This is a genomic window from Vibrio maerlii, assembly GCF_003415655.1.
Classification (GTDB): Bacteria; Pseudomonadota; Gammaproteobacteria; order Enterobacterales; family Vibrionaceae; genus Vibrio; species Vibrio maerlii.
In genome coordinates this window covers 180935-202332 of sequence record NZ_QRHC01000007.1, presented here as the reverse complement: position 1 = coordinate 202332, position 21398 = coordinate 180935, and the positions used below count along the sequence as shown (strand labels likewise).

The 21398-nt window shown below is 41.0% G+C and carries 25 protein-coding genes; 8 read left to right on the top strand and 17 right to left on the bottom strand.

Annotated elements, in window-relative coordinates; translation table 11 throughout:
- Positions 1 to 807, bottom strand: coding sequence for a hypothetical protein (locus tag DPF91_RS13995; protein ID WP_117235049.1), 807 nt, complete (start codon positions 805 to 807; stop codon positions 1 to 3).
- 102 nt (positions 808 to 909) lie between these two features.
- Here DPF91_RS13995 and DPF91_RS13990 point away from each other — a divergent pair, with 102 nt between their 5' ends.
- On the top strand, positions 910 to 1833 hold the full coding sequence (locus DPF91_RS13990) for a LysR family transcriptional regulator (protein ID WP_117235048.1): 924 nt from the start codon (positions 910 to 912) through the stop codon (positions 1831 to 1833).
- A gap of 111 nt (positions 1834 to 1944) precedes the next feature.
- Here DPF91_RS13990 and DPF91_RS13985 read toward each other — a convergent pair whose 3' ends face one another.
- From DPF91_RS13985 to DPF91_RS13975, 3 genes are all read right to left on the bottom strand, one after another.
- Complete coding sequence (locus DPF91_RS13985) at positions 1945 to 2493, bottom strand: hypothetical protein (RefSeq protein WP_117235047.1); 549 nt, start codon at positions 2491 to 2493, stop codon at positions 1945 to 1947.
- A gap of 118 nt (positions 2494 to 2611) precedes the next feature.
- Positions 2612 to 3721, bottom strand: coding sequence for a GGDEF domain-containing protein (locus DPF91_RS13980; protein WP_117235046.1), 1110 nt, complete (start codon positions 3719 to 3721; stop codon positions 2612 to 2614).
- A gap of 150 nt (positions 3722 to 3871) precedes the next feature.
- Entirely contained in the window at positions 3872 to 4690 is an 819-nt protein-coding gene (locus tag DPF91_RS13975; protein ID WP_117235045.1) for an SDR family NAD(P)-dependent oxidoreductase, read from the bottom strand.
- Positions 4691 to 4939: 249 nt separating this feature from the next.
- Here DPF91_RS13975 and DPF91_RS13970 point away from each other — a divergent pair, with 249 nt between their 5' ends.
- The 3 genes from DPF91_RS13970 to DPF91_RS13960 all read left to right on the top strand — a co-directional run bounded on the left by DPF91_RS13970 (position 4940) and on the right by DPF91_RS13960 (position 7268).
- Positions 4940 to 5719: a response regulator transcription factor gene (locus DPF91_RS13970; protein WP_117235044.1), complete on the top strand. Its 780-nt coding sequence runs from the start codon at positions 4940 to 4942 to the stop codon at positions 5717 to 5719.
- Between the two features lie 111 nt (positions 5720 to 5830).
- Complete coding sequence (locus DPF91_RS13965) at positions 5831 to 6685, top strand: SDR family NAD(P)-dependent oxidoreductase (protein ID WP_117235043.1); 855 nt, start codon at positions 5831 to 5833, stop codon at positions 6683 to 6685.
- 178 nt (positions 6686 to 6863) lie between these two features.
- On the top strand, positions 6864 to 7268 hold the full coding sequence (locus DPF91_RS13960; RefSeq protein ID WP_117235042.1) for a hypothetical protein: 405 nt from the start codon (positions 6864 to 6866) through the stop codon (positions 7266 to 7268).
- A gap of 62 nt (positions 7269 to 7330) precedes the next feature.
- Here the strand turns inward: DPF91_RS13960 and DPF91_RS13955 are convergent, their stop codons facing one another.
- Positions 7331 to 8074 carry a Crp/Fnr family transcriptional regulator gene (locus DPF91_RS13955; protein ID WP_117235041.1) on the bottom strand — a complete coding sequence of 248 codons (744 nt, stop codon included), beginning with the start codon at positions 8072 to 8074 and terminating at the stop codon, positions 7331 to 7333.
- 224 nt (positions 8075 to 8298) lie between these two features.
- Between DPF91_RS13955 and DPF91_RS13950 the strand changes: the two genes are divergently transcribed.
- Positions 8299 to 8601 (top strand): winged helix-turn-helix domain-containing protein, encoded by a 303-nt coding sequence (locus tag DPF91_RS13950; protein WP_117235040.1) that lies wholly within the window; start codon positions 8299 to 8301, stop codon positions 8599 to 8601.
- A gap of 65 nt (positions 8602 to 8666) precedes the next feature.
- On the opposite strand, the gene DPF91_RS13945 is transcribed toward DPF91_RS13950, so the two are convergent.
- From DPF91_RS13945 to DPF91_RS13930, 4 genes are all read right to left on the bottom strand, one after another.
- Positions 8667 to 9341 carry a response regulator transcription factor gene (locus DPF91_RS13945; protein ID WP_164684182.1) on the bottom strand — a complete coding sequence of 225 codons (675 nt, stop codon included), beginning with the start codon at positions 9339 to 9341 and terminating at the stop codon, positions 8667 to 8669.
- Between the two features lie 89 nt (positions 9342 to 9430).
- Entirely contained in the window at positions 9431 to 9772 is a 342-nt protein-coding gene (locus DPF91_RS13940) for a hypothetical protein (protein WP_117235038.1), read from the bottom strand.
- Positions 9750 to 10943 (bottom strand): hypothetical protein, encoded by a 1194-nt coding sequence (locus DPF91_RS13935; RefSeq protein WP_117235037.1) that lies wholly within the window; start codon positions 10941 to 10943, stop codon positions 9750 to 9752. The genes DPF91_RS13940 and DPF91_RS13935 overlap by 23 nt, the downstream gene beginning before the upstream one ends.
- A 39-nt stretch (positions 10944 to 10982) precedes the next feature.
- Positions 10983 to 11516 carry a hypothetical protein gene (locus DPF91_RS13930; protein ID WP_117235036.1) on the bottom strand — a complete coding sequence of 178 codons (534 nt, stop codon included), beginning with the start codon at positions 11514 to 11516 and terminating at the stop codon, positions 10983 to 10985.
- Between the two features lie 192 nt (positions 11517 to 11708).
- Here DPF91_RS13930 and DPF91_RS13925 point away from each other — a divergent pair, with 192 nt between their 5' ends.
- From DPF91_RS13925 to DPF91_RS13915, 3 genes are read left to right on the top strand one after another with little or no spacing between them, the layout of a single operon-like run.
- Positions 11709 to 12227, top strand: coding sequence for a CsgE family curli-type amyloid fiber assembly protein (locus DPF91_RS13925; RefSeq protein WP_117235035.1), 519 nt, complete (start codon positions 11709 to 11711; stop codon positions 12225 to 12227).
- Between the two features lie 10 nt (positions 12228 to 12237).
- Positions 12238 to 12642 (top strand): curli assembly protein CsgF, encoded by a 405-nt coding sequence (locus DPF91_RS13920; protein WP_117235034.1) that lies wholly within the window; start codon positions 12238 to 12240, stop codon positions 12640 to 12642.
- A 10-nt stretch (positions 12643 to 12652) separates the two neighbouring features.
- Complete coding sequence (locus DPF91_RS13915) at positions 12653 to 13492, top strand: CsgG/HfaB family protein (protein ID WP_117235033.1); 840 nt, start codon at positions 12653 to 12655, stop codon at positions 13490 to 13492.
- Between the two features lie 99 nt (positions 13493 to 13591).
- On the opposite strand, the gene DPF91_RS13910 is transcribed toward DPF91_RS13915, so the two are convergent.
- From DPF91_RS13910 to DPF91_RS13875, 8 genes are all read right to left on the bottom strand, one after another.
- On the bottom strand, positions 13592 to 14347 hold the full coding sequence (locus tag DPF91_RS13910) for a helix-turn-helix transcriptional regulator (RefSeq protein ID WP_117235032.1): 756 nt from the start codon (positions 14345 to 14347) through the stop codon (positions 13592 to 13594).
- A 196-nt stretch (positions 14348 to 14543) separates the two neighbouring features.
- Positions 14544 to 14795 (bottom strand): thioredoxin family protein, encoded by a 252-nt coding sequence (locus DPF91_RS13905; protein WP_117235031.1) that lies wholly within the window; start codon positions 14793 to 14795, stop codon positions 14544 to 14546.
- Positions 14796 to 14884: 89 nt separating this feature from the next.
- Positions 14885 to 16210 carry a hypothetical protein gene (locus DPF91_RS13900; protein WP_117235030.1) on the bottom strand — a complete coding sequence of 442 codons (1326 nt, stop codon included), beginning with the start codon at positions 16208 to 16210 and terminating at the stop codon, positions 14885 to 14887.
- 27 nt (positions 16211 to 16237) lie between these two features.
- On the bottom strand, positions 16238 to 17893 hold the full coding sequence (locus tag DPF91_RS13895; protein WP_117235029.1) for a hypothetical protein: 1656 nt from the start codon (positions 17891 to 17893) through the stop codon (positions 16238 to 16240).
- Between the two features lie 349 nt (positions 17894 to 18242).
- On the bottom strand, positions 18243 to 18887 hold the full coding sequence (locus DPF91_RS13890; RefSeq protein ID WP_117235028.1) for an OmpA family protein: 645 nt from the start codon (positions 18885 to 18887) through the stop codon (positions 18243 to 18245).
- Positions 18888 to 18899: 12 nt separating this feature from the next.
- On the bottom strand, positions 18900 to 20366 hold the full coding sequence (locus DPF91_RS13885) for a vWA domain-containing protein (RefSeq protein WP_117235027.1): 1467 nt from the start codon (positions 20364 to 20366) through the stop codon (positions 18900 to 18902).
- A 2-nt stretch (positions 20367 to 20368) separates the two neighbouring features.
- Entirely contained in the window at positions 20369 to 20920 is a 552-nt protein-coding gene (tadF, locus tag DPF91_RS13880) for a tight adherence pilus pseudopilin TadF (protein WP_117235026.1), read from the bottom strand.
- Positions 20895 to 21389 (bottom strand): TadE family protein, encoded by a 495-nt coding sequence (locus tag DPF91_RS13875; protein WP_117235025.1) that lies wholly within the window; start codon positions 21387 to 21389, stop codon positions 20895 to 20897. The genes tadF and DPF91_RS13875 overlap by 26 nt, the downstream gene beginning before the upstream one ends.
- Between the last annotated feature and the right edge of the window lie 9 nt (positions 21390 to 21398).

The following is a 21398-nucleotide window of genomic DNA, read 5'->3' as shown; positions in this document are numbered from 1 at the left end:
TTAGAAACGGTAGTCGATACCAATCGATGCAGTCACTTCTTCTGATGCTTCATCGAAGCCGAGTTTCTCGTTTTGAATTGAAATTACGTCGTACTTCAGTTCAAACATGATGTTGAAGTCTTTGTCTTTAACCTTCGTTTTGATGCCTTGTAGCCACATTAGGTTTGCCACTTGCATTTCAGCACCGCTGTATGAAGAACCTAGGTTGATATTGAACACAGAAAAGTGCGTGTCGTTCCACGGATGCAGTGCATACATATTTACCGACCCTAAGTGTGCTTCGCTATCACCCAGCAACGTTGTAATTTGACTTGACGAAACACCGCTTGGAAGACCAGGTGGGTAACCACCACTCAATGACAAGCGTGAATTGAGTACGTCAGCAAGGTCATCTGTTTGGAAATCCACATAGGTATAGTTCAATGAAGGAAAGAACAGTGTTCCATCTTCGTTACCTAGCGGTAGCATATAACCCGTGGTGTACATGTTTGCAGCATCTTTCAAATGGTAAACATCGACATAAACACCACCGAATGAATCAAAGTGCGCACCACGAACTCGAGCGTTCTCAGATTGAGTGTAATATTCAGCAAAACCTACAGTTTGAGATATTTCGCTGGTTAGGCCGCTTGCACCACCACCCGCCAAAAGTTTTAATTCACCCTCGTCGTCAGAAAATACCGCTGCACGCCAGCTACTATTTCGTGGATCCGCATCATGATATTCATTTTCACTAGCAAATGATGCACTTGATGCTAATAAACTTAAGCCAACAGTCGCGATGAGCGGATATTTAATACGATTCATTTTTTTGCCTTATGATTAACTTCTTAACTTGTCGTCTAATTTAAATGAATACTGTTTTTTAGCCACTTATAGCGTATATTAGAAAAACTGATACCGAACAATATGAATACAAACAACACTATTAACTTAAATTACCTTCGTGTTTTTAATGCTGTGTACAAATTACGTTCCACTCAAAAAGCGGCTCAAGAACTCGGAGTAAGCCAATCTGCGGTAAGCCAAACACTTGCTAAGTTACGAGAATATACAGGCGACAAGCTGTTTTACAGCGCAGGGGGGACACTACACAGTACGCACAGGGCAGATGTCCTTGGCAGTGGGCTTGATGCACAATTACTTATATGGGATGACAAGCTAAGTAATCACCATTTTGAGGATCCAAACAAATTTTCTGGTCATATGACGATTGCCGTATCGAGCGTTTTGCTCGAAACATTGGCGTCAGAATTAACCAGTACCTTGGTTTTTGAACGTTTCCCGAATGCTCGGTTTAATATTACGATTTGGAATGACGATACCCCTAAAGATATCCTGGAAGGGAGAGTGGATTTGGCGCTTAACTTCTACCCTACGGAGCTACCAAAATCCATAAGGGCGGTTCCGCTTACCGAAAGCAAGCCTGTCGTACTATCACGAATAGATCACCCCATCACCGATTCAGGGTGTACTTTAGAAGAATTCAAGCAATATAAGAAAGGTGGGATATTTATCCCAGGTTTACCTGATTATGGCGCTAAGCTCACGCGATATCATCCCGATATTTTTGATTTTACTTATCGCTCAGCAAGTATGTCCGTATTGGTTAATTTAGTTCAGCATTCTGATTTACTTGTCATTGCAGAAAATTTATCGGCTACGATGGCAAAAGGAATGGTCAAATATCATCAAGCCGAATGGCTAGCGGGCTTTATTCCATCCCCTCGATATCACGCTGCATATTATCTCGAAAAAAATCATAACACCCCACTTTATCAACACTGTATAGAATCAATACAGCACATGATTAATATGAGACAACAGATGTAACAAAACAAAAATGCAACAATGCAACAATGCAACAATGCAACAATGCAAAAAAGTGGAAGCTAATGATAGCTTCCACTTTTTATTTGTAGACAATTTTACGGATTACTTTAATCACCGATAAGCAAATCGAACTGCAAACGCAATTTGGTGCTCGTACACTTGATAATGCTTCCAATCGAGGCCAAAACTCAATTGTTGTGTCGAATGAAACCTTGCACCGACGGTATAAGCGGAACGATTATCCTCATCATCGACCAGACGAGCATAATGACCAACGACCTCCACTTGAGGCGTTAACCACAGTCGGCCACCAAGATTGATTTCGCCATACACATCACTCTCTTCATCATAACCTTCGGGTGGGTTTTCTAGATCTTCTGGATTAACATGATGAGCCAGAAGTTGTCCATAAAGGTCAAGAAATGGACTCACTGGCCCGTTAAAACCGACACCTGCAGCAGCATCCCAGTCATTATTTAGATGCGAATCTAGTCGAGTAATAATATGACTATTATTTGTAATAGGAAGATAGACCTCACCACCAAACGTATTGGTACCAGAGGCTGCTCTTAGCTCGAAGGTATTGTAGTTGAAATTATTTGCTAACGCAGGATGGCTAAGTAGTGCTATTGGTAAAATAATTTGGCTAAGGCGAGACATAAAACTTTATCGATAATAAATGGAACGGGAAATTTACGTGACTTACTCACAAATGTAAGCAGTAGATTTTCGGAAACATTGAACACTATTCAGCCAACACTTGACCATCATGAACTCGCTATATAGTAACAACCTGATTCCTACCTGATTTTTTTGCCTGATATAGCGCACTGTCTGAGACTTTTATCAGATCGGTTATCGATTGCTCTGATTTTAATTCGCTGACCCCCGCAGAGATGCTAACCCTGATGCCGTTGTCAAAGCGAGTCTCTAGCACTTGAACTCTTGCTTTTTCTACCAATTGAACGAAGGCGCTCTTTGATAAAGAGCTCGAAAACATGACAAACTCTTCACCACCTAAACGCCCGACAGACATTTGCGATGCGTTAGTGTCTTTTAGAATCGCCGCAACTTTTGACAAAACGTCATCACCGTCAGAATGACCATATTTATCGTTAATTCGCTTAAAATGGTCAATATCGACAATGGCCAGATGCAATAACTTATCCTTTAGCTTCGCCGTGTAATATTCTCGACCCAATGATTTTAAGTAAGCGCTTCTATTCATGACATTAGTAAGGTGATCTGTTTGAGACATTTTCTTCAGATGTTGCTCCGACAGCTTAAGTTGGCGAACCAATAGTGTTCTTTCATGATCTTGTTCCAAGCTATTTATTGAGCTTTTGTGAACTAACTGACTGAAAAAAACAAAATAAATAACGGATAAGATGATGCTAACCCCTACCAGTTCATTCTCTCCATCCAAAAGGTAAAAAGCAGTAACAGGAAGAAATATACAACAATAGTAACTGATGTAAGTTATCCGACTATTAATAAATACGACGAATCCATGGAAAGCGACAGTAAAAATGAATATAGAAGCCAGCATATGCTGATTTGATTCATTATCCAACGCTACAAGATAAAAGCCGATCCCCCAAAGAAACCCACTAATACAGGGATAAAGTGAAAATCGCCATTCAAAGCTTTTCTTAATATCGTGACGTCTCAACTCAGAATATAGAGACTGATGATGGAAGTGGCGCAACATAAGAGTGAAAGCTAGCGCTATAAACCAAGCAACTAAATAAGATGGGTGCACCGATGTAAAGTAAAAATACACGGTGAAAACAGTCGCGCCAAAGAGATTATTCGCGAGTAGATAGTAATGACTTGCTTGTACTCGCTCAAACCGAGCAGCAAACATTTTTGCGTTATCAATATGCACTTTATTACCTAACAAACAACCTTATAACCATCTAAGGTGTCAAGCTAACAAAATAAAGCAGATATAAATGCAGTACAATTACTATAATTCAACCGTCAACTATTAAGCCATAAATCCATCTATGGCTTCGAAAAAATCTAAATATCTGTCTTACTTATCTTTTTTCCTTGTATCGTTATGACCTGCCATAAAATCATTGGTTCCCGTTACTTTTGATAACCAGTCATATCCCTTGAAACCAATCAAGCCACGGATAAGAGGAATGAAGGCTACAACTCGAGGGCGAGCAACGTTGATTTTATCTTTCTTTACACCATTCCATACTGCATCAACCATTTTATCTGTTGAAATTGCCGGCATCAGCTTAGAGTGAGCTCCATCAAACATACCTGTATTGATATGACCTGGTGTCACAGTAGTGACCTTGATGTGCGGAAGCGTTTCTTCTAATTCAACACGAAGCGAGTTTGACCACCCCGCCATCGCCCACTTACTTCCACAATAAACAGCAATCTTAGGGCAGTACATGTAACCAGCGCCCGAAGAAATGTTGACAATATGCGCGTCATTCACTTCTGCCATTGCTGGCAAAAATGCACGGGCGATATGCATTGGCGCTACGCTGTTTATCTGCATTGATAAATCGATCGCTTTGCGTTCATGAGCAATAAAGTTATCAGCGACAACAATACCTGCATTGTTAAACAGTAGATGAACAGGTCCAACTTCATCCAGTACTTTTTGCGCAGTTTCATAGATAAGCTCAGTATCCGTCACATTAACGGCAAATGTATGAATTTTGGTTTTGTCGTTTTCTAGTTCGGCCTTGGTCGCAGCCATCGCTTCTTCATTTAGGTCCCAGATAACAACATGTTTTGCTCCATCACGAACAGCACGTTCAACGTAGGCTTTACCCATACCCATTGCACCACCAGTGACGAGTACCGTTTTATTCATTACACTTTTCATTACAAATCTCTCTTAAAGACGATATAAACGTTCAGCATCATGGCAACAGACGAAACGGATATAACGGCGCTAAGAAGCCTTACTTTCATACTCATTGCCAATGCATTTGGGTGGGATTTTAGGAGGCAATGATGGCTTTCAATAGAGTAAAATATACTGCATCAATATGAGAGTAATCCTCTAAAATAATTGACACATTTTTATTCCCCAAGATAAGTTAGCCTCCTAGGTATCAGTAAAGGTGGAACAATGACGATCGCAAAAAAACAAACTTTTGAAGAGCTCATGCAGGCACAAGTCAATACATTGACCGCATGCCAGCCAAGAGACTTTGATGCTAAGTTTCGTGAGCTATCTAGACAAGCTATGGAATGGTTCCAGATTGATCGCATCACATTATTTCCCAACTCAATGTTACTTTTAAATGATGGAAAAACCGTCTCAGTTGCTAGAAGCTCAATTCCTGAACTTGATAAACAACGTTTTGTCAGTGGTAACTTCATGGATTACATCAAGTTACTGAGATCTAAACAGAAAATTCAGACCTTCGATCTAGATGAGTTGAAAAATTCCAAACTTGAACCGGTCAACACGTTGTACAAAGAAGGTGCGTGCTGGCATGGCATTATTCACCTAGAACTGTTTGGACAAACATGGGGAGCTCTTGCGTGTGCCCGATTCAACCAAGATATCCCCGCTCTCTCAAACGATGATATGCATCGCTTTAAACTACTGTGTGATACGTGGTTAATCTATTGGCAGCACTCTTCTGTGATACGGAGTTTCCATATTGATGGAGATAAACCCGCTGATGAGAGTGAAAAGTTGCTCAAGCTAACGAAAAAGCAATGCTCCGTACTAAGCTTGCTCGCTCAGGGCTTCACAGCAAAACAATGCGCTGAAAAACTATTTCTTAGCCCAAGAACCGTTGAGTCCCACAAATATCGTATGCTCGACCAACTCGACTTTGAAACCCATACAGAACTCGTTCAGTTTGCTTTAAGAAATGGGCTAGGCTTCGAGAGCTAGTTATTCGAAAGCGAGTAGATTAGTCTTATTTGCAGAAAGATTTACTGTATACGCCAAACCCACTACTTCTTAATATCCCCTCTAGACAATCTCACTTCTATGAGGGTAAACATGAACAAGAACATTTTGGTGTTGGGTGCATCTTCCGGTATTGGCTTTGAGCTAGTCAAAACGCTATTGACACAGAACCATACTGTTTATTGTGGCGCTCGAAGAATCGAAAAACTCAAACCCTTGGAAGATTTAGGAGCGAGTATATTTAAAGTCGATGTACGCAATGAAGCCGATGTTAACCATATTGTTGAAACCATGATCAACTGTGAAGGCGGGATTGATATTGTTTATGCTAACGCCGGTTACGCCATCGCGGGTCCTGTAGAAGAAACCACAATAGAAAAAGCCAAAGAACAGTTTGAAACCAATGTCTTTGGGACTGCTCGTGTAGCCAGAGCGGTGTTACCTCATATGCGTGAGCAAGGTTTTGGTCGCATTATATTTACGACCTCTATCGCTGGGCGTGTATCAACAAGCATGAATTCTTGGTACTCCGCAAGTAAGCATGCATTGAATGGTTTGGTGAAAGGACTATCTCAAGAAGTTGCTGATTTTAATATTCAGGTTATCACTATCGAGCCAGGGTGTGTACAAACTGAGTTTGACGGCATCCAACTTAAAGACATGTTGGACACCTCCTCTCTTCCAGCATACTCACCGATAGTTAAACGCTCACACGAATTTCTTAAGCGTGCATACCAAAATGGGTCTAGCCCAAAAACCACAGTTGAAACCATGCTAAAAGCTGGATTTAGTCGCTCTCCAAAACTCAGCTATCGCTCAACTTGGGATGCAAAGCTGATGTACCTTACCCAGTTAAAAATTGGTGAAGGACTAATGGGACAAACGTTCTTGAAAATCATCAACAGCATCAAACCCGGCAAAAACGCATCTAAAGCATCAGAATACTGACCTCACCTCTAAATCTTTAACGACAACACTGTGCAGTATTTACTACTGCACACATTACTCCTTCAGTTGAGTACTCTATCGTCCATAAATCACGCTATTTCTACACTCAGCAATGATAGGGCGCGCATGTAACCGCCGTGTAGCAATCAATATTCTTTCTTTAAACTAAGGTAATACTATGTTTTTTAATCGCTATTTAAAGCCATTTTTGATCGTGGGTGGCTTAGTCACCATGTATGCGGCTATCTACGCTATTGACCCAGCTTGGGCGCTAATGGACATGAACAACCTGCCTTACGACTCCAACTATGTCTTCATTTTTAGACACTGGGGGATTATGGTGGGCCTAATGGGGTTCTTTATTGCTGCATCGGCTTTCAAACCCGAGTGGCGAGAATCTATCATCCTTTATTCATTTCTAGAAAAGCTGTTTATGGTTTACTTGTATGTAAGCAACTTCTTTAACCCAGAAACGGCACACTTGAACGCTGACTTCATACCGTTCGCTATCACAGACATTTCAATCTGTACCTACACAATTGGTTACTGGTTGGAAAATAGAAAAGCACGCAAGCAAGCATAATTGACCATTGAAAATGCCCAAGATTACTGGGCATTTTTAACAAGTATTGATGCTGTTAATTCTTAACTTTGCCGATGTGAGTCAAAATCAAGCTGCAAATCTGCTCTTGGGTCCTTCACCATTAAGTTCATACGGCTAACTTCGGCGTTTAAAAGCTCTAAATTGACCAAAGTAATCTTGTTTCTGCCTAGCTTAATGTAGCCGCGTTTTTCCATATCTTTTAAAAGCGCATTCAATTTTGACCTCGTACAGCCAACCACAAAACTCAACTGCTGTTGAGATATACGGATATCCTTAGAAGGGTTGCCATCGACTCCTCCCTTGTTATAGATATCCAATAAAATATAGCTAACTTGTAAGACGTTATGATGGGCAAAAGCTAGAAATGACTGAAGCCAAATTTTGTGGACATCTCTACTTGCGGTGAACAAAAGCTTATAGATTTGAGGCTCTCGTTCCGCCAAATCTAACAGCTTCATTTCTGGAAAAAAAACCAACTCAACTTCCTGAATCACTTCAATATTCGATACAACCTTGTATTGGGTGCCAACAGAATTCACCCCCATCCAATCCCCTTTGCCATGGATGGTTCCTATCGTTTTTTCTGGTTCAGTGACATAGAAACAAACGGCAGCACTACCTTGAAGATAATAGTAAATACCTCTTTGAAAAGCATACTGTTCTTCGACCTTTCTATCTTTGGGGCCATAACGATGTTCAGCGATCGCAAGCAAACTTTGCTTTACGTTAGTATCCAGCTCGCATGGCCATACAATATCGTCAACTTTCAGGTTATTTTGTTGCATTTGGGCTTTTTAATCTCGTTACAGTTTTGAACAAACTATAAAAAGGGTAAATGGACATGTTGAGCTTTGATAGCGTAACTTTGCTGTATTCCTCGCATCGACAATCAATAAATACCTTAAGTAAGCCTGCGTACAAATTTTTCGGTTCAGTCAAAGTTATGTTCCTTTAGGTACATAACCCAAAGATATCGAAATGTTAAGCTTTAAATAAAAGGCTTATAAATATGAACGACAACTATAAATTCTCACTAAATGGGAAAATCATTGACTCTTCTTCAAAGGTCATACGCTGCGAAGAGACCCAACGCATCCTAGGCTGCTTACCACAAAGCTATCGCGATATTTTGTACTACCTACACACCAACCAAAATGATGTGATATGCAAAGACCACCTAGCAGACATCGCGTGGCAAGGCAAAAAGATCAAACCCTCATCCGTTGTGGTTGCGATTTCGGAGATAAGAAGTTTGCTGGGGCAGGATGTCATCTTGACGATACATAATGAGGGGTATGTGTTGAATGTGTGAATGAAGCTCAAAAAATAGCACCACGTAAGTGGTGCTATTTCAATTGGTTATAAAGGTTTAGTCCATCAATGGCTGGATGCTGATTGCATTGGTTCTAGCGGTTCAGCAATATTCTCTAACCATAAAATAGCACCAACTCGATTCTTCACTTTAATTTTTCTGTAAATATGATAAATATGCGTTTTCACGGTATTTTCACTTACATAAATATGTTGTGAGATATCACCGTTACTGTAGCCTTTACCAATTAACTTCAAGATTTGCCATTCTCTAGCGGTCAAAAGGCCATCTTGAAGAGGGCTTTCCACCTTATATTGCTCTCGATAACGCACCAAAAGCGACTGAGACACACTTCGGTTCAGCCAGTGCTTACCTTCAAGCACGAGTTGAATTCCTTTGTAAAGAGTGTCAACTAAGTCAGTAGCGTAAAACACACCGGCGAGGTGACTCCAGGGTATCAGCGTATCTATATTTAATGGCTTCTCACAATTAATAAGCACCACTGGGAGCTGGGTTGCATTGCATTTCTGAACGACAGTTCGGCTCTCGTTGAGTTCACGAAAGAGGTCGTAATCCATAATAAGTACATCGAACGGTCTTGTGTTTAATGCTTGTGGTAGGTCCTCAAGGTCAACTTGGGACAGGTGTAAACGGAGTTCAGAGTTAAGGCCTGACTTGAGCATTTCTGTTTGAATATTTCGATGAGCAATGCACAACCCACTACGTAGTTCTTTGTTCATGCTATTCATCCTTGAACTAAACAAAAGTAGTATCAATATACTAAGCACGACTGAGAACCAACAACACCCATATGGGTTAAACCCTGAAATTACTTAACTTCTTTTTTACAATTTTGTGACATTGAAACTTGTTGGTGAGCACTAAGAGTGTCAATTGTCATTGTCAGTGGGAGTTGATTTTTAGAGGTAGTGTATGTGAACTTCCCACTATCACTCACTGAATAGCGCATAGAGTTTCCTGTACTGCTCATTATCATCAAATCAAGACGAGTATCTTTTGCAAGCAAAGTGATTTCTATATTCTGTGGATTTTCAATGCAGAATATATCCCAGGAATTATTATCTCTAGCCACGATTGGGTTTGAAGTAAAGAGAAAAGCGGCACAGAGTGCCGCTTTTACAACTACATTATTTCTGGTTAATATAGACATTGTTATTTTGGCTACCAGCACCCGTAACAGATGCCAAATCATTAGTGGTTTGTTTAATACTAATAAAGTCATTGGTTGAACCTGACAAGTCTACATAGGCAGCTGAAGTCATGTGATTTTGTGAAATATAGACTTCACTGTCTAGTGTATCTTCTAACATTACCGATGATATATTACTTGAAGCATAAATACCGTCCAAGTCACCTTGCGTAATACCAACAGTATTATTATTTCCTCCATCAATGTTAACAACCGCTGTATTATTATCACTCCATCCAGAAGATGACGTTGATACAGTGTTTTCGTCACTAGTAATAGTCACAGAAGACATGTTAAATTGAGAGCCTCTACCAAAATTAGCACTCACGGTGTTGTCATTACCCGTAGTGTTTAAGTACGCTTCATTAAAGAAGTTTTGAAGTAAATAACCTCCCTCTGCTGTTACGGTAGTTGTATTCCCTTCTCCATGCTGGCTAACTGCAAATGTATTATGCGCATTGACCCCTTCAGAAGAAACGGATGCTGTATTCGAAGAACCTGTTTGGATTACTGACGCCGTGTTAACATCACCAGCCAAATCTACATAAGCATTATTGCTATTATCAGCTTGATTAACATAAACAGAATGACTGATACCTTCAGCGGCTACTGTCGCCAAATTTCCTTCTCCTGCCTGCACAACAGTCGCTAAATTATTCTTACCACTGGCACTTACATATGCTTCTTGCGAGACACCATTTTGTGTAATATAGACTTCTTGTGATTGACCAGTAACCTGTGCGACCCCCATATGCTCTGAACCACTTTGGTTTATACCAATCGTACTTCCTGTTCCAGCGGCAATGGCGTGTGCTCCATTTTCTGTCCCGTTTTGATTAATGAACACATCAATATCATCCGCAGGACGTTGCTCATAAATAGGCTTCCAGTGCCCTTGCCAAGGCCATGTGCCCGTCTTAACCCATTCTTTACCTACTTTTACCTGAGTCTCACCAAACTGAACACTAGCTTTATTGTTTGCGTCCGTACCCGAGGATTCTTGATCAACATAAACACTAGAGTTTTGAGCACTACCCAACTCTACCCATACGGAGTTATCGTCTCCAGGTGCTGCCACTGCGTAACCACTGAATACCATTGCAATAGATGTAGCCAACATTAGTCTTTTCATAATGATTTCCTTTCTGAATATATACCCCTAATAAATTTACTAGCGGCCTTGTATTATTTTAATAGATCGATTGGTATGACTATGTATAAATAAGAATTCGCCTCCATTCTGTGTATAAGATTGTGTCCCACTGTTTGCCGCACTGGTAGCGATGAGAGCAAGGTTACGATTATTATTTTGTTCAAGAGAAATATTAGATTCATCGACTCCATATTGGCCAACGAATGCTTTATTTCTGTTACCTACTTGAGATATATTTGCCGTTTTATTGCTTCCAACCTGTTTAGAAACAGCAATGTTTAGATTTCCGTCTTGTTTAATAGACGATAAATTATGGTTTCCTGATTGTTTAATCACGGCTAAATTCGCAAAACCTGACTGTTTTATTTCAGCCTGGTTAGGCTCGATACTCCCACCATCATGAAATTGATCGATGATAGCCGTGTTATATATCGCATCTTCTAAGTCTATTAGGGCTTCATTATTGTATTGGCTTTGATCAGACTGACTAAACACAGACAAACTACTCAATAAGAAAACAGCAGTAACAAACAATTTAACCCAATGTGTCATTATTACCCTCCTTATGTCCTGTTGTTCAATGAGATTATTATTCAATGATTTGGTTTATATTTCTATAAACTAAAAAGTGTTTATAACCCCTTTATCAAGCACTGCTAAGTTTAGGTTTTTCTTTCAGCATAAACTTTTAGGTGATTTTTATTTACCTGGTTAGACACATGTCACATTTAATAGAAACTCACGATGAGTAAGGATGGCGTTAAGTTTAGGATTATAAGTAACAAGGAGGCTGGTATGGCGTTATCGGTGACTCATTACGGTGTTACTTTGGTTGTGCTCTTATTTTCATTAAATGTGTACTCTGAAAGTACTACTGACAATGTTGAAAATAAACTCGCACAACACAGTTTTAAGCTCATTGAGCCGCGCGACCTTGATGAAATACAAGGCATGATCATTGATAACACGATGACAAGACTGGGAGAGGGTTTTTATAACCCTTTCTCTCAACTGCTCAATGCCGAATTAGACCCACTTAAGGTCAACCTCACGGTTAAAGAAGCAGCAACAGCACGCTATGGCAGCATCATCAGTATCATCCACCGCAACACAGTGATATTTCGCACAATAATCACACCAGGGAAACGCAAAGCCAAAGAAGAAGCGGAACGCGCTGTGGATGTGGTGATTTCTCATATTGCAAGATGGGAAATAGAACGAAAGTTTGCTGACACCTTTGACCTTGCTCACGATGAATTTTAAGGAGAAAATCATGAGAGCCTATTGGATTCCAGTGACTTTACTCACTCTGAGTCAAGCCTGTATCGCGTCTGAACTCATCTATGAACCCGTCAACCCAAGTTTTGGTGGCAATCCGCTGAATAGCGACCACCTTATCTTTCACGCTGAAGCGATCAATGATTACAGCGCACCGGATAACGATCTATTTGGTTATGAAGAAGAATCCGACTTAGAGCGTTTAGCCTCTAGCCTTGAGTCTCGCTTAATCAGCCAATTATTGGCAGACATCGGTAATGGCAACACTGGTCAGTTAGAAACTGATGACTTTTACCTCAATGTTGTCGATAACAACGGCACTCTTGTGGTCCAAATTGTTGATAAGGTCTCCGGCGAGTCAACGGAGATTGCTGTATCAGGTTTAAACCCAGATTTATGAGGTACTCAGGATGAAAGCTGTCATTTCCCTACTCTCTGTACTCTTAATATCGGCTTGCTCCACCAGCTTATCAGTGCCTGATGTTGACGAAGCCCCACAGATCATGCAACGCAGTTCTACCTACACTGATTTACTCAGTTTACCTGCACCTAAAGGACGGATCTTGGTTTCTGTTTATGATTTCCGCGATCAGACTGGCCAATACAAAAGTTCACCAGCGAGTAGCTTCTCGACTGCTGTTCCACAAGGAGGAACGGCACTATTAACGACTGCACTACTTGAGTCAAACTGGTTTATACCTTTAGAACGCGAGGGGCTACAAAACTTACTGACAGAACGTAAAATTATCCGAGCCGCCCAAGGGAAAGGCGAAACAGTGAACAACCATAACAATGGCCTACCCTCACTTAACTCTGCAAACATTATGATAGAAGGTGGTGTTGTGGCATACGATTGGAACATTAAAACCGGTGGTGCGGGTGCCAAATACTTGGGAATCAGTGCTGCTGGTGAGTATCGTGCCGACCAAGTGACAGTGAATCTAAGAGCTGTAGATGTGCGTTCAGGACGAATCCTTTCGAGTGTGACTATAAGCAAGACCATCTACAGTCATCAATTATCCATGGGAGCGTTTCGCTATATTGACTATCAAGAATTGTTAGAGGCGGAATTGGGATACAGTAACAATGAACCGGTTAATATTGCTCTCATGTCGGCAATTGATGCCTCTATTATTCATCTTATTGTCGACGGGGTTGCAAGAGGGCTATGGCAACCGCGTGACTTTGATGACCTGACTAAAAACAAAATTTATCAAAAGTACTCGAGTCAAGTACGAGAGATCCTCTGACATTTATCTGTATCTATTAGTAATACAATCTGTCATATTTAACATAAACGGCCATTGACACACCAATGGCCGTTTCATTTTAATTGCGCATCTATTCGCTCAATCAAATAATGAATAACAAAGTTGATTAAAGTGACTATGACTGGCGATCAGTTCATTTTGACTATGACTGTTTGTTTTGTGGAGTAATGACTTGATCTGAGAACGAACCGTCTCTTTTGAAACCTGTCGATAAGCTGCAATCTCATTGCTCGTGAAGCCTCTAAGCATCAGCGATAGCACTTCATGCTCAGCGTTTGTTAAATTGAGCATTTCTGCTTCTTGACTGACCAGGCCAATATTTGCAAGCGAGTAAAGTAGACGTTGATGCGCAAGCCAAGAGACAACCCATTTCTCAACAATATCAACCATATTTTGAAGAGTATCTAAAGCGTCTGAAAGCAAGTTTTTTAAGCTATGGAAATGCAAGGTCACTTCAGTATCACAATCTAAAGTGACTCTATATATGTACAGATGGGGATGGATATGCCGAATAATAAGCTCATCACCACAAAAGTAGTTAACCCAGATGTCACGATTGAGGACATGTGTACGACCTCTTTTCATGTCCGCGGTTCTAGCTTGTTTAGAGTACTTCTCTAATATTTCAATTGCTTTGGCTCTAGAAGCAAATTTTATTTTACTTCCTAACTCTGTAACCTCTAGGTAGTAGGGCGATTTATTATTGGGTGATACGGACAGTGCAACATGCTCTACACCCACAGACTTCAACGTTTTTCTTATATGTTGACGATAAGACAAGTTTATTTTTTCAGCCTTGTCAAAATGCACACTGCGGTCACTAATAAATTCCATTTACATCACCTAACTTACGACTACCACGCGACCTTAAACCAGGACGAAGTCATGATCATTTAGGTGACTCTTATAAGTCTTTTATAAATCTTTAAGCGTGGTGTCGTGATAGCCGATGGTTGTCTAAAGTCTTAACGAAGCTTCGTCGTATAAATCAGAAGAAAGTTAAATCGCCTAAAGTTGACCGATACTTTAGTTAGTGTATCGGCACATACATGCTCAAGTGTTCTCGAATCAATTGCACGGAAGGTACAGCACCAGATTTTAAGACAATGTCATCAATCATTAAGCACGGCGTGTTAATAATACCTGCGTTTATTATTGCTCGAAGATCGGTGATTGTTTGGATCTCAATATCAACCCTCAGTTCATCTGCCACAAGCGCTACCAACTCAGCAGTCAATGAACAGCTTTTACATCCCGTAGCGTAGATTTTTACAACGATCATCACTCACTCCTTTGCAAACCAATTGGCATCCAACGAATAAAAAGGCGATATGGACAGCCCATATCGCCTTTAGAGGGCTTATTCATCTATCACATTACAGGGTCAGGATTTTCTGCTGGGTTTTCCTGATAGAACTCCGCTTGGCCATTAAATGCCGACAGTACACCTAGATGAATCATACTCTCATCAGGATAAGTACCATCTACTTTACCATTGCAACCATCATACATATCAACACTTGGATAAGGTTCAAAATCAAAACTTCTGTGAAGATTTAAGTTCCCATCAATGTCATAACGAGAGCCAAAACTACACGCCATCGTTCCGGCAGTTACGTCTCCATAAACTAAAAGACTACTACCATCTTTGATTTCGATATTTAAAGCACTGTCACTTTCAGTAGCATTGATACCACCCATAACCTCCACTAGCGACTGGTGTATTATTTCCAGTTCATTATCCCCGCCACTCACGTACAAGTTATTAGTTGAGATCATTGAGTTATATTCAGAATAAATCGCATCTGCATCCAACGTTTGACCGTAAATATACGAATTATTATTTGATAAAATGAATCCAAACCAAAGGTCATTGTTATCAATTTCAATCACCGAGTTGTTTTGTGCAAAGACGTAAGAACCGCCACTGCTCGTGACTTTACTCCCAATCAGAGCATTAGAATTATTTTTAGCATACAAAGCTAAGTTATCAACACTACCTTTCTTTATGTATAGTGTAGAGGCATTGAGCGTTATGTTCTCTCTATCCCTTGCATCATCACCGGAGCCAATAGGACCAAGCGCAGGAAGCGTAACATTTTCTAAACGCAGGTTAGAATTACCTTCTACAAGGAGATTACTCTCTAAAGAAACATCAACAAGACGTACATTCGATTGTCTCCCAATCTGCAGGGACTCACCGTCAGAATCACTAAGGTCGGTGTTTGCAGCGATAGCTCCACCTTCAATACGAACGTAACCTCGTTGAATTACACCAGCGTCACAAGTCCCGGTGAGTGTGTAGTTAACGCGTTGTTGAGTTGTTCCTATCGAGTACAACGAATCAGCTAAAGCCGATGGTTCAGCATTGCAATCTATTGCAATATCGTAATCTGGAGGCGTTGTACCGCCACCATCCCCACCAGAACCAGAGGGATCTAGAGTCGAAACACGATCAGTTAATGAACCTAAGTTTGTCTCCATGGTAGCAACACTTGTTTCTAGATCTATGATGTCATCTAGGAGCTCTGCTTTCAGATTTTCACGTTCCGTATCTAGAATTGAAAAGTTACTGTTCACCTCACTCGCAAGCGCTGGATCTCCAGACTTAAATTCATGAAGCTCAGCAGCCATTGCATTTAACGCCAGTACATTGCTAATCGCTGCTGCCAATAGAAGTTTGTTTGTAGTTTTCATAATAATTTCCTTATTTAAGCCTAGCAATTACTGCCACGTTGCTTCATCCCAGTTCGCGTTGTCCCAATTTAATTCTGTGTTTGTGTCACATACATCACCGATACCGTCACCATCTGAATCTTGTTGATCATTGTTTGACACTGTTGGACAGTTATCGCTGTTATCACCTTTACCGTCACTGTCTGTATCGACTGATTCAGTCCCATCATGTGGGAAGGCATCTGAATTATCCCCTACACCATCACCGTCGCTGTCTTGGCTCTCTGTAGGATCTAGCGGGAATTGATCATCCCCATCAAGAGTGCCGTCACCATCATCGTCATTATCTGAATTGTTGCCTGTTCCGTCCCCATCTGAGTCCAAGTATTCATCTGGATCATTTGGGAAAGCATCTTCGGTATCTAAGAAACCATCGTTATCATCATCGGTATCAGAATTATCACCTAAACCATCATTGTCATTATCAGCCCACTCCGTCGGATCATTGTCGAAAAGGTCATCGTCATTATTGTGGCCATCGTTATCTGTATCATTTGGGTAAGGATCAACCTTGTTATCTCCTAAACCATCTCCATCATCATCAGCCCACTCTGTCGGATCATTGTCGAAAATATCATCGTCATTATTGTAGCCATCGTTATCTGTATCATTTGGATATAGGTCGTCGAGAAGATCGATACCATCATGATCAAAATCACCCGCTCTGGTTGAATCTGTTGGATATTGATCTGTCGTATCATTAATGCCGTCGTTGTCGTCATCAGTGTCTACCTTGTTACCAATGCCATCGTGATCAGAGTCTTGATATTCACTAGGGTCATCTGGGAACTTATCGATCGCGTTGGGCACACCATCACCATCGTTATCAGACGATGTATCGACTGAAGAAATGGGGTCAGTTACAGCTAGATCTCCACCACTATCGGAAACCTCTTCAACGGTATCTTTGATTACATCGTTGATTACTTGAGCATTTTTCTCAAAGTCTGAAACTGTGTCTCCATCCGCTTCCTTCACTTCTTCAACGGTGTCTGCCATTTCCTGTGGTGTTTCTGGTAACACCGCATTGGACGTCACAATACTTTTAGTGATGTATGCAATCTCTTCAACTGCTTCAGGGTCATCAAGTTCGTTAAAGTCACCAAGAACCTCAGATTCATCAATACCTAATTCACCCGCCACTTGCTGAACAGCTTGCTCCTTCATCTCCTCCAGTTGAGTAAGATCCGGAGCAGTCATGTCCATGTCTTTGACCTTATCTTCGAGATAGATATGCACTAACGTAGAAAGTGGAGTTACTGCGTCTTCACCTGCCGGTGCTGACATCATGAAGCCCGAAGTGATGGGTGCATCTGGCTCATCTTCGTCAACGGTTTGTCCGGCAATAGCCTGAACCACAACTGGATACTGTTCTGGTTCGGCAATACCGCTAACATCCAGCTTGGCAACGCCACCTTCCCCAGAAGTCGTGGTAGGTTCGCCATCATCAAGCAAAAAGTTACGGTTTATATCTAACCAAACCTTCGCGTTTTGCAGATAGCCATCGATCGCTTTCACCGTATAGGTTTGTGCTGCGCCATCATCTACTACAGAGCCTGATGAGCCCCCACCACTGTCACCACACCCGTATAACCCTATAGTTCCAACCAAACCAAGGGCTACTGCTATTTTATTTGCTTTCATTTCTACCTTCCCGTGGCTAATACTTAATTCCAACAAGTAACGCAAAAGCAGTAATATTTCTCTATGCGCTCTACATAATTAAGTTTAGGGAAAAGATATATTTAATCATCCCCCACCTGGGGGTTGATTAAACAAAAACGGAACAAAAATAAAAATTAACCAGCAAGATTATTACATGACTGTTTTTGTAAAAGATGAACATTACAAATAACGAAATGAGTCAAAATAAACAATTTTCACAGACATACAAAAAAAGCCAACAGTTGTTTCTGCTGGCTTTATTAAATTAATTCATTATTAAGCTAAGATATGAAACATCTCTATGCTCACACATAATTTCTTCTGTTGCTTAATCCACAATCAAGTCAACCCTGCGGTTACTTTTTCTACCTTGGCTAGTATCGTTATTCGCGATGGGTTGAGTTTCTCCCTTAGAAACCGACTCCAAGGTTGATGGTTTCACGCCATTAGCCACTAAGTATTTTTGTACGCTGCTTGCACGGCGAAATCCTAAACTGAAGTTGTATTCGTTTGTGCCTATGTTATCGGTATGACCTTCCAAAATAAGCGCAGGGTTTGACGCATTTTTGATTTGTGTGCGTAAGGTATTGAGAATATATGTGCTTTCTTTGGTTAAACGAGATTTGTCGAACTCAAAGTAAACCCGAGCAGCAATATCTCCTTTATCGTAGGATTCAAATTTCGAGCCCATGAGCAAGAATTCTTTGCAGTTGTCACTGAGTCCTAATTGGTTTAGCGCATCTTCAATATTTTGCAAACTAGGTAGATACTCGCTGTCAGACTCTATTACATAGAAAGCTCCTTGGTTGAAATTGAGGCTTTTTATCTCTCCAACCTGCACAGATTGTTGTAAGTTCACGTCATCAAGAGAGCAATAGTGGGTCAAGTAACTCTCAGATTCCTGTGCAAGGGTTGGAACAGAAGCCAACAGTGGCAAACAATTAACCAATGCATTTTTTATAATTTTATTCATAGCTACTCCTTGCTATTTTAAGTGCCCTATCTCTTCAACGATTAATTCAAGAATAATGTTTAATATATCTTGGGTATTTTGAGCTTCATACACGTTCCCTTGCCCAGCACAGTTCTGCAGGGCCGTATTACTATCAACATCATAATCAAAGCCAATCACGGCGATTTTTGATGACACAGGGACGCCATCATCCGTTACTTGTGCGTCTAGAGTAGATCGAATCTTGGTGCACATACCTGGGTTTGCACTCACTAAGTTTGTTGTATTGCCGGTGTAATTATCCATACCATCCGATAGCAATATGATTAGTCGACGCGGGTTTTTTCCTGCCTCTGCTATCTGAGCACCTCGAATAAGCCCTTGATAAGAACTTGTCCCACCTTTAGGGAAGAAACTCTCAATCTGGGTATTTAAAACATCAAAATTGGTAGTCAATGGGATACTATAGTAAAAATAATCCTTATCAGAATTATAGTCTGGGTAATATACACTCTCTCCCTCTATATAGTTTCCATCTTTATCAAAACTCACAGTCACTCTTTTAGTCAGCGTCTGTTCTGTCAGGTCAAACAAGTGAGTTATCGTACTTCCTGAATATAGATTACTTTCACTATTAAGTACGTGGTCATAGATTTGCAACGTTACTTCCCTTCGTTGGAACTCTCCGCTACTTGGCTCCCCTGTATCAACTTCTACCTCTTTGGTTGAACTACGCCAACAAAAACCCCAAAACCAAAGATCGCATTCTTCCACTAAATATATATCTTTGTCTTTTTCTTTTACAGCTGTGCGTCTATTATATCCGACATACCCTGCTGTATTTTTATCGACATTTTGGAAGCTGTTATATTTGTCTAGTTCTTCGGTGACACTCTTTATTACACCAGCAAGTGCTTTATATTTTTTGCCCGTCCCCGTCCAACTATCATCCATTGACCCCGAATAGTCCGACACAAATACCACATCCACAGCGTGATTCTGGAACTTTTGCGACATGGCATCGGCATAGACGGTGTATTCATTCGAATCGTTGGAAAGCGTAGATGAGAACCAGGTTGAATGTTTTGTGGTGGCATTCACCTGATATTCAAAGTAACGGTGTCCTAGGTCATCACCGGTGCATGCACCCTCACCATCGCAGGCTATCTTAGTAATGTTCACCTCATCGATAGAATCCATGCCAACCATGTATTCATTTAGATAGGAACAGACTAGATTACGGTTTACCACACTACCAGTGCTTGCCTTTATCCCTGCGCCCTGACAAACACTTGCATTTTCCTGACTGCTTTCATTGGGGTCGTTCAATGCAGAAACGGCAAGGCTGGCTGCCTCTAATGCGTCTTCCATCCGAGCTTGATTCTGCATCATACGAGCACCATCGGTTGCCAAACTGAATAGGCCCATTAATACAGGGACAGTAAGAACAAATAATATTGCCGCATGCCCAGATTGCTTTCGTTTCGAAGAATAATTCATAATTACCTCCCCAAAATAACGGAAGAAGACGAAACCGTAGTAAAGCCATTGCCTAAAACTCCAGAAACCATGTCATCGGTCTCATAGCAAAGCGTGACGCGATAAAGCGTTGATTTACGCCCCCACGTAGTTACCACACTCAACCCATTCTCTATATTACTGAGGCTCTGGTTAACGACACATCCGGTTCCCAAACTAAACATTGGGAGGTCAATGTCTGCCACTTTATCTGTATAAGTTTGATGCTCAAGCCGCATACCAAACGAACTCTCATCAAAATTACCCGTTGTGCGAGATAAAGAGTTTTTCACCGTGTTGTATACTAAAATTGCATCTTGTGGTTCAACCATGGAGTAGTTTGATTCATATAGCTGGGTGCGTTCTTTTACCAAGCTCACCGCTGAAAATGACAGGCGATCTAGTTTGCCCTTCATGGATAACTTGACCACTACATCCATGGTAAACAGCAGCAACATACCCAACACGACACTGACTAAGGCAAACTCAATGCTAAATACACCACGCTGTTTAGATTTCAAATTGATCACGTTCATACTCTTGCACCATAATCACTTCGCGAGAAAAAAGTGTCGAACCATCAAAAAAGTAAGAGAACAATCCCTCGTAGTCATAATTTATGTAGTAAATGGCAATCGCACTGTTAGCTTCCGTTCCGCATGTTGTGAGCGCTTCTCCGCCCTTAGGCAAGCAGGGTTCGGTTACTTGGCTTAATTCGGCGATATCGGAAACATATTTTATCGACGCTGAGAAATTGTTTTTATCGACTAAACCCGCCCACAAACTATCACTATTGCTTAGTACTTGATGAAAGACTTGCTGATAAGACTGGGTATCTTTCTTCGCCTGACGAGCTGCCTCTGAAATCGCATAATCACTAATAGAAGTGATGTATGACATGTAACTCACTTCCACCCACGCGATCAGCATTAACCAAAAGGCAAAAAAGCCAATTGCAAACTCAATGCTGGCCACTCCTTTCTGCTTCAACACGCTGTATTTCATCGAATATCC

Coding starts and splice junctions, on each gene's coding strand:
- DPF91_RS13930 (WP_117235036.1), bottom strand. CDS start 11,516: ATGACACATTGGGTTAAATTGTTTGTTACTGCTGTTTTCTTATTGAGT.
- DPF91_RS13920 (WP_117235034.1), top strand. CDS start 12,238: ATGAGAGCCTATTGGATTCCAGTGACTTTACTCACTCTGAGTCAAGCC.
- DPF91_RS13895 (WP_117235029.1), bottom strand. CDS start 17,893: ATGAAAGCAAATAAAATAGCAGTAGCCCTTGGTTTGGTTGGAACTATA.
- DPF91_RS13955 (WP_117235041.1), bottom strand. CDS start 8,074: ATGCAACAAAATAACCTGAAAGTTGACGATATTGTATGGCCATGCGAG.
- tadF (WP_117235026.1), bottom strand. CDS start 20,920: ATGAACGTGATCAATTTGAAATCTAAACAGCGTGGTGTATTTAGCATT.
- DPF91_RS13985 (WP_117235047.1), bottom strand. CDS start 2,493: ATGTCTCGCCTTAGCCAAATTATTTTACCAATAGCACTACTTAGCCAT.
- DPF91_RS13970 (WP_117235044.1), top strand. CDS start 4,940: ATGACGATCGCAAAAAAACAAACTTTTGAAGAGCTCATGCAGGCACAA.
- DPF91_RS13975 (WP_117235045.1), bottom strand. CDS start 4,690: ATGAAAAGTGTAATGAATAAAACGGTACTCGTCACTGGTGGTGCAATG.
- DPF91_RS13995 (WP_117235049.1), bottom strand. CDS start 807: ATGAATCGTATTAAATATCCGCTCATCGCGACTGTTGGCTTAAGTTTA.
- DPF91_RS13960 (WP_117235042.1), top strand. CDS start 6,864: ATGTTTTTTAATCGCTATTTAAAGCCATTTTTGATCGTGGGTGGCTTA.
- DPF91_RS13875 (WP_117235025.1), bottom strand. CDS start 21,389: ATGAAATACAGCGTGTTGAAGCAGAAAGGAGTGGCCAGCATTGAGTTT.
- DPF91_RS13885 (WP_117235027.1), bottom strand. CDS start 20,366: ATGAATTATTCTTCGAAACGAAAGCAATCTGGGCATGCGGCAATATTA.
- DPF91_RS13950 (WP_117235040.1), top strand. CDS start 8,299: ATGAACGACAACTATAAATTCTCACTAAATGGGAAAATCATTGACTCT.
- DPF91_RS13925 (WP_117235035.1), top strand. CDS start 11,709: ATGAGTAAGGATGGCGTTAAGTTTAGGATTATAAGTAACAAGGAGGCT.
- DPF91_RS13910 (WP_117235032.1), bottom strand. CDS start 14,347: ATGGAATTTATTAGTGACCGCAGTGTGCATTTTGACAAGGCTGAAAAA.
- DPF91_RS13900 (WP_117235030.1), bottom strand. CDS start 16,210: ATGAAAACTACAAACAAACTTCTATTGGCAGCAGCGATTAGCAATGTA.
- DPF91_RS13965 (WP_117235043.1), top strand. CDS start 5,831: ATGAACAAGAACATTTTGGTGTTGGGTGCATCTTCCGGTATTGGCTTT.
- DPF91_RS13890 (WP_117235028.1), bottom strand. CDS start 18,887: ATGAATAAAATTATAAAAAATGCATTGGTTAATTGTTTGCCACTGTTG.
- DPF91_RS13935 (WP_117235037.1), bottom strand. CDS start 10,943: ATGAAAAGACTAATGTTGGCTACATCTATTGCAATGGTATTCAGTGGT.
- DPF91_RS13915 (WP_117235033.1), top strand. CDS start 12,653: ATGAAAGCTGTCATTTCCCTACTCTCTGTACTCTTAATATCGGCTTGC.
- DPF91_RS13940 (WP_117235038.1), bottom strand. CDS start 9,772: ATGTCTATATTAACCAGAAATAATGTAGTTGTAAAAGCGGCACTCTGT.
- DPF91_RS13990 (WP_117235048.1), top strand. CDS start 910: ATGAATACAAACAACACTATTAACTTAAATTACCTTCGTGTTTTTAAT.
- DPF91_RS13945 (WP_164684182.1), bottom strand. CDS start 9,341: ATGAACAAAGAACTACGTAGTGGGTTGTGCATTGCTCATCGAAATATT.
- DPF91_RS13905 (WP_117235031.1), bottom strand. CDS start 14,795: ATGATCGTTGTAAAAATCTACGCTACGGGATGTAAAAGCTGTTCATTG.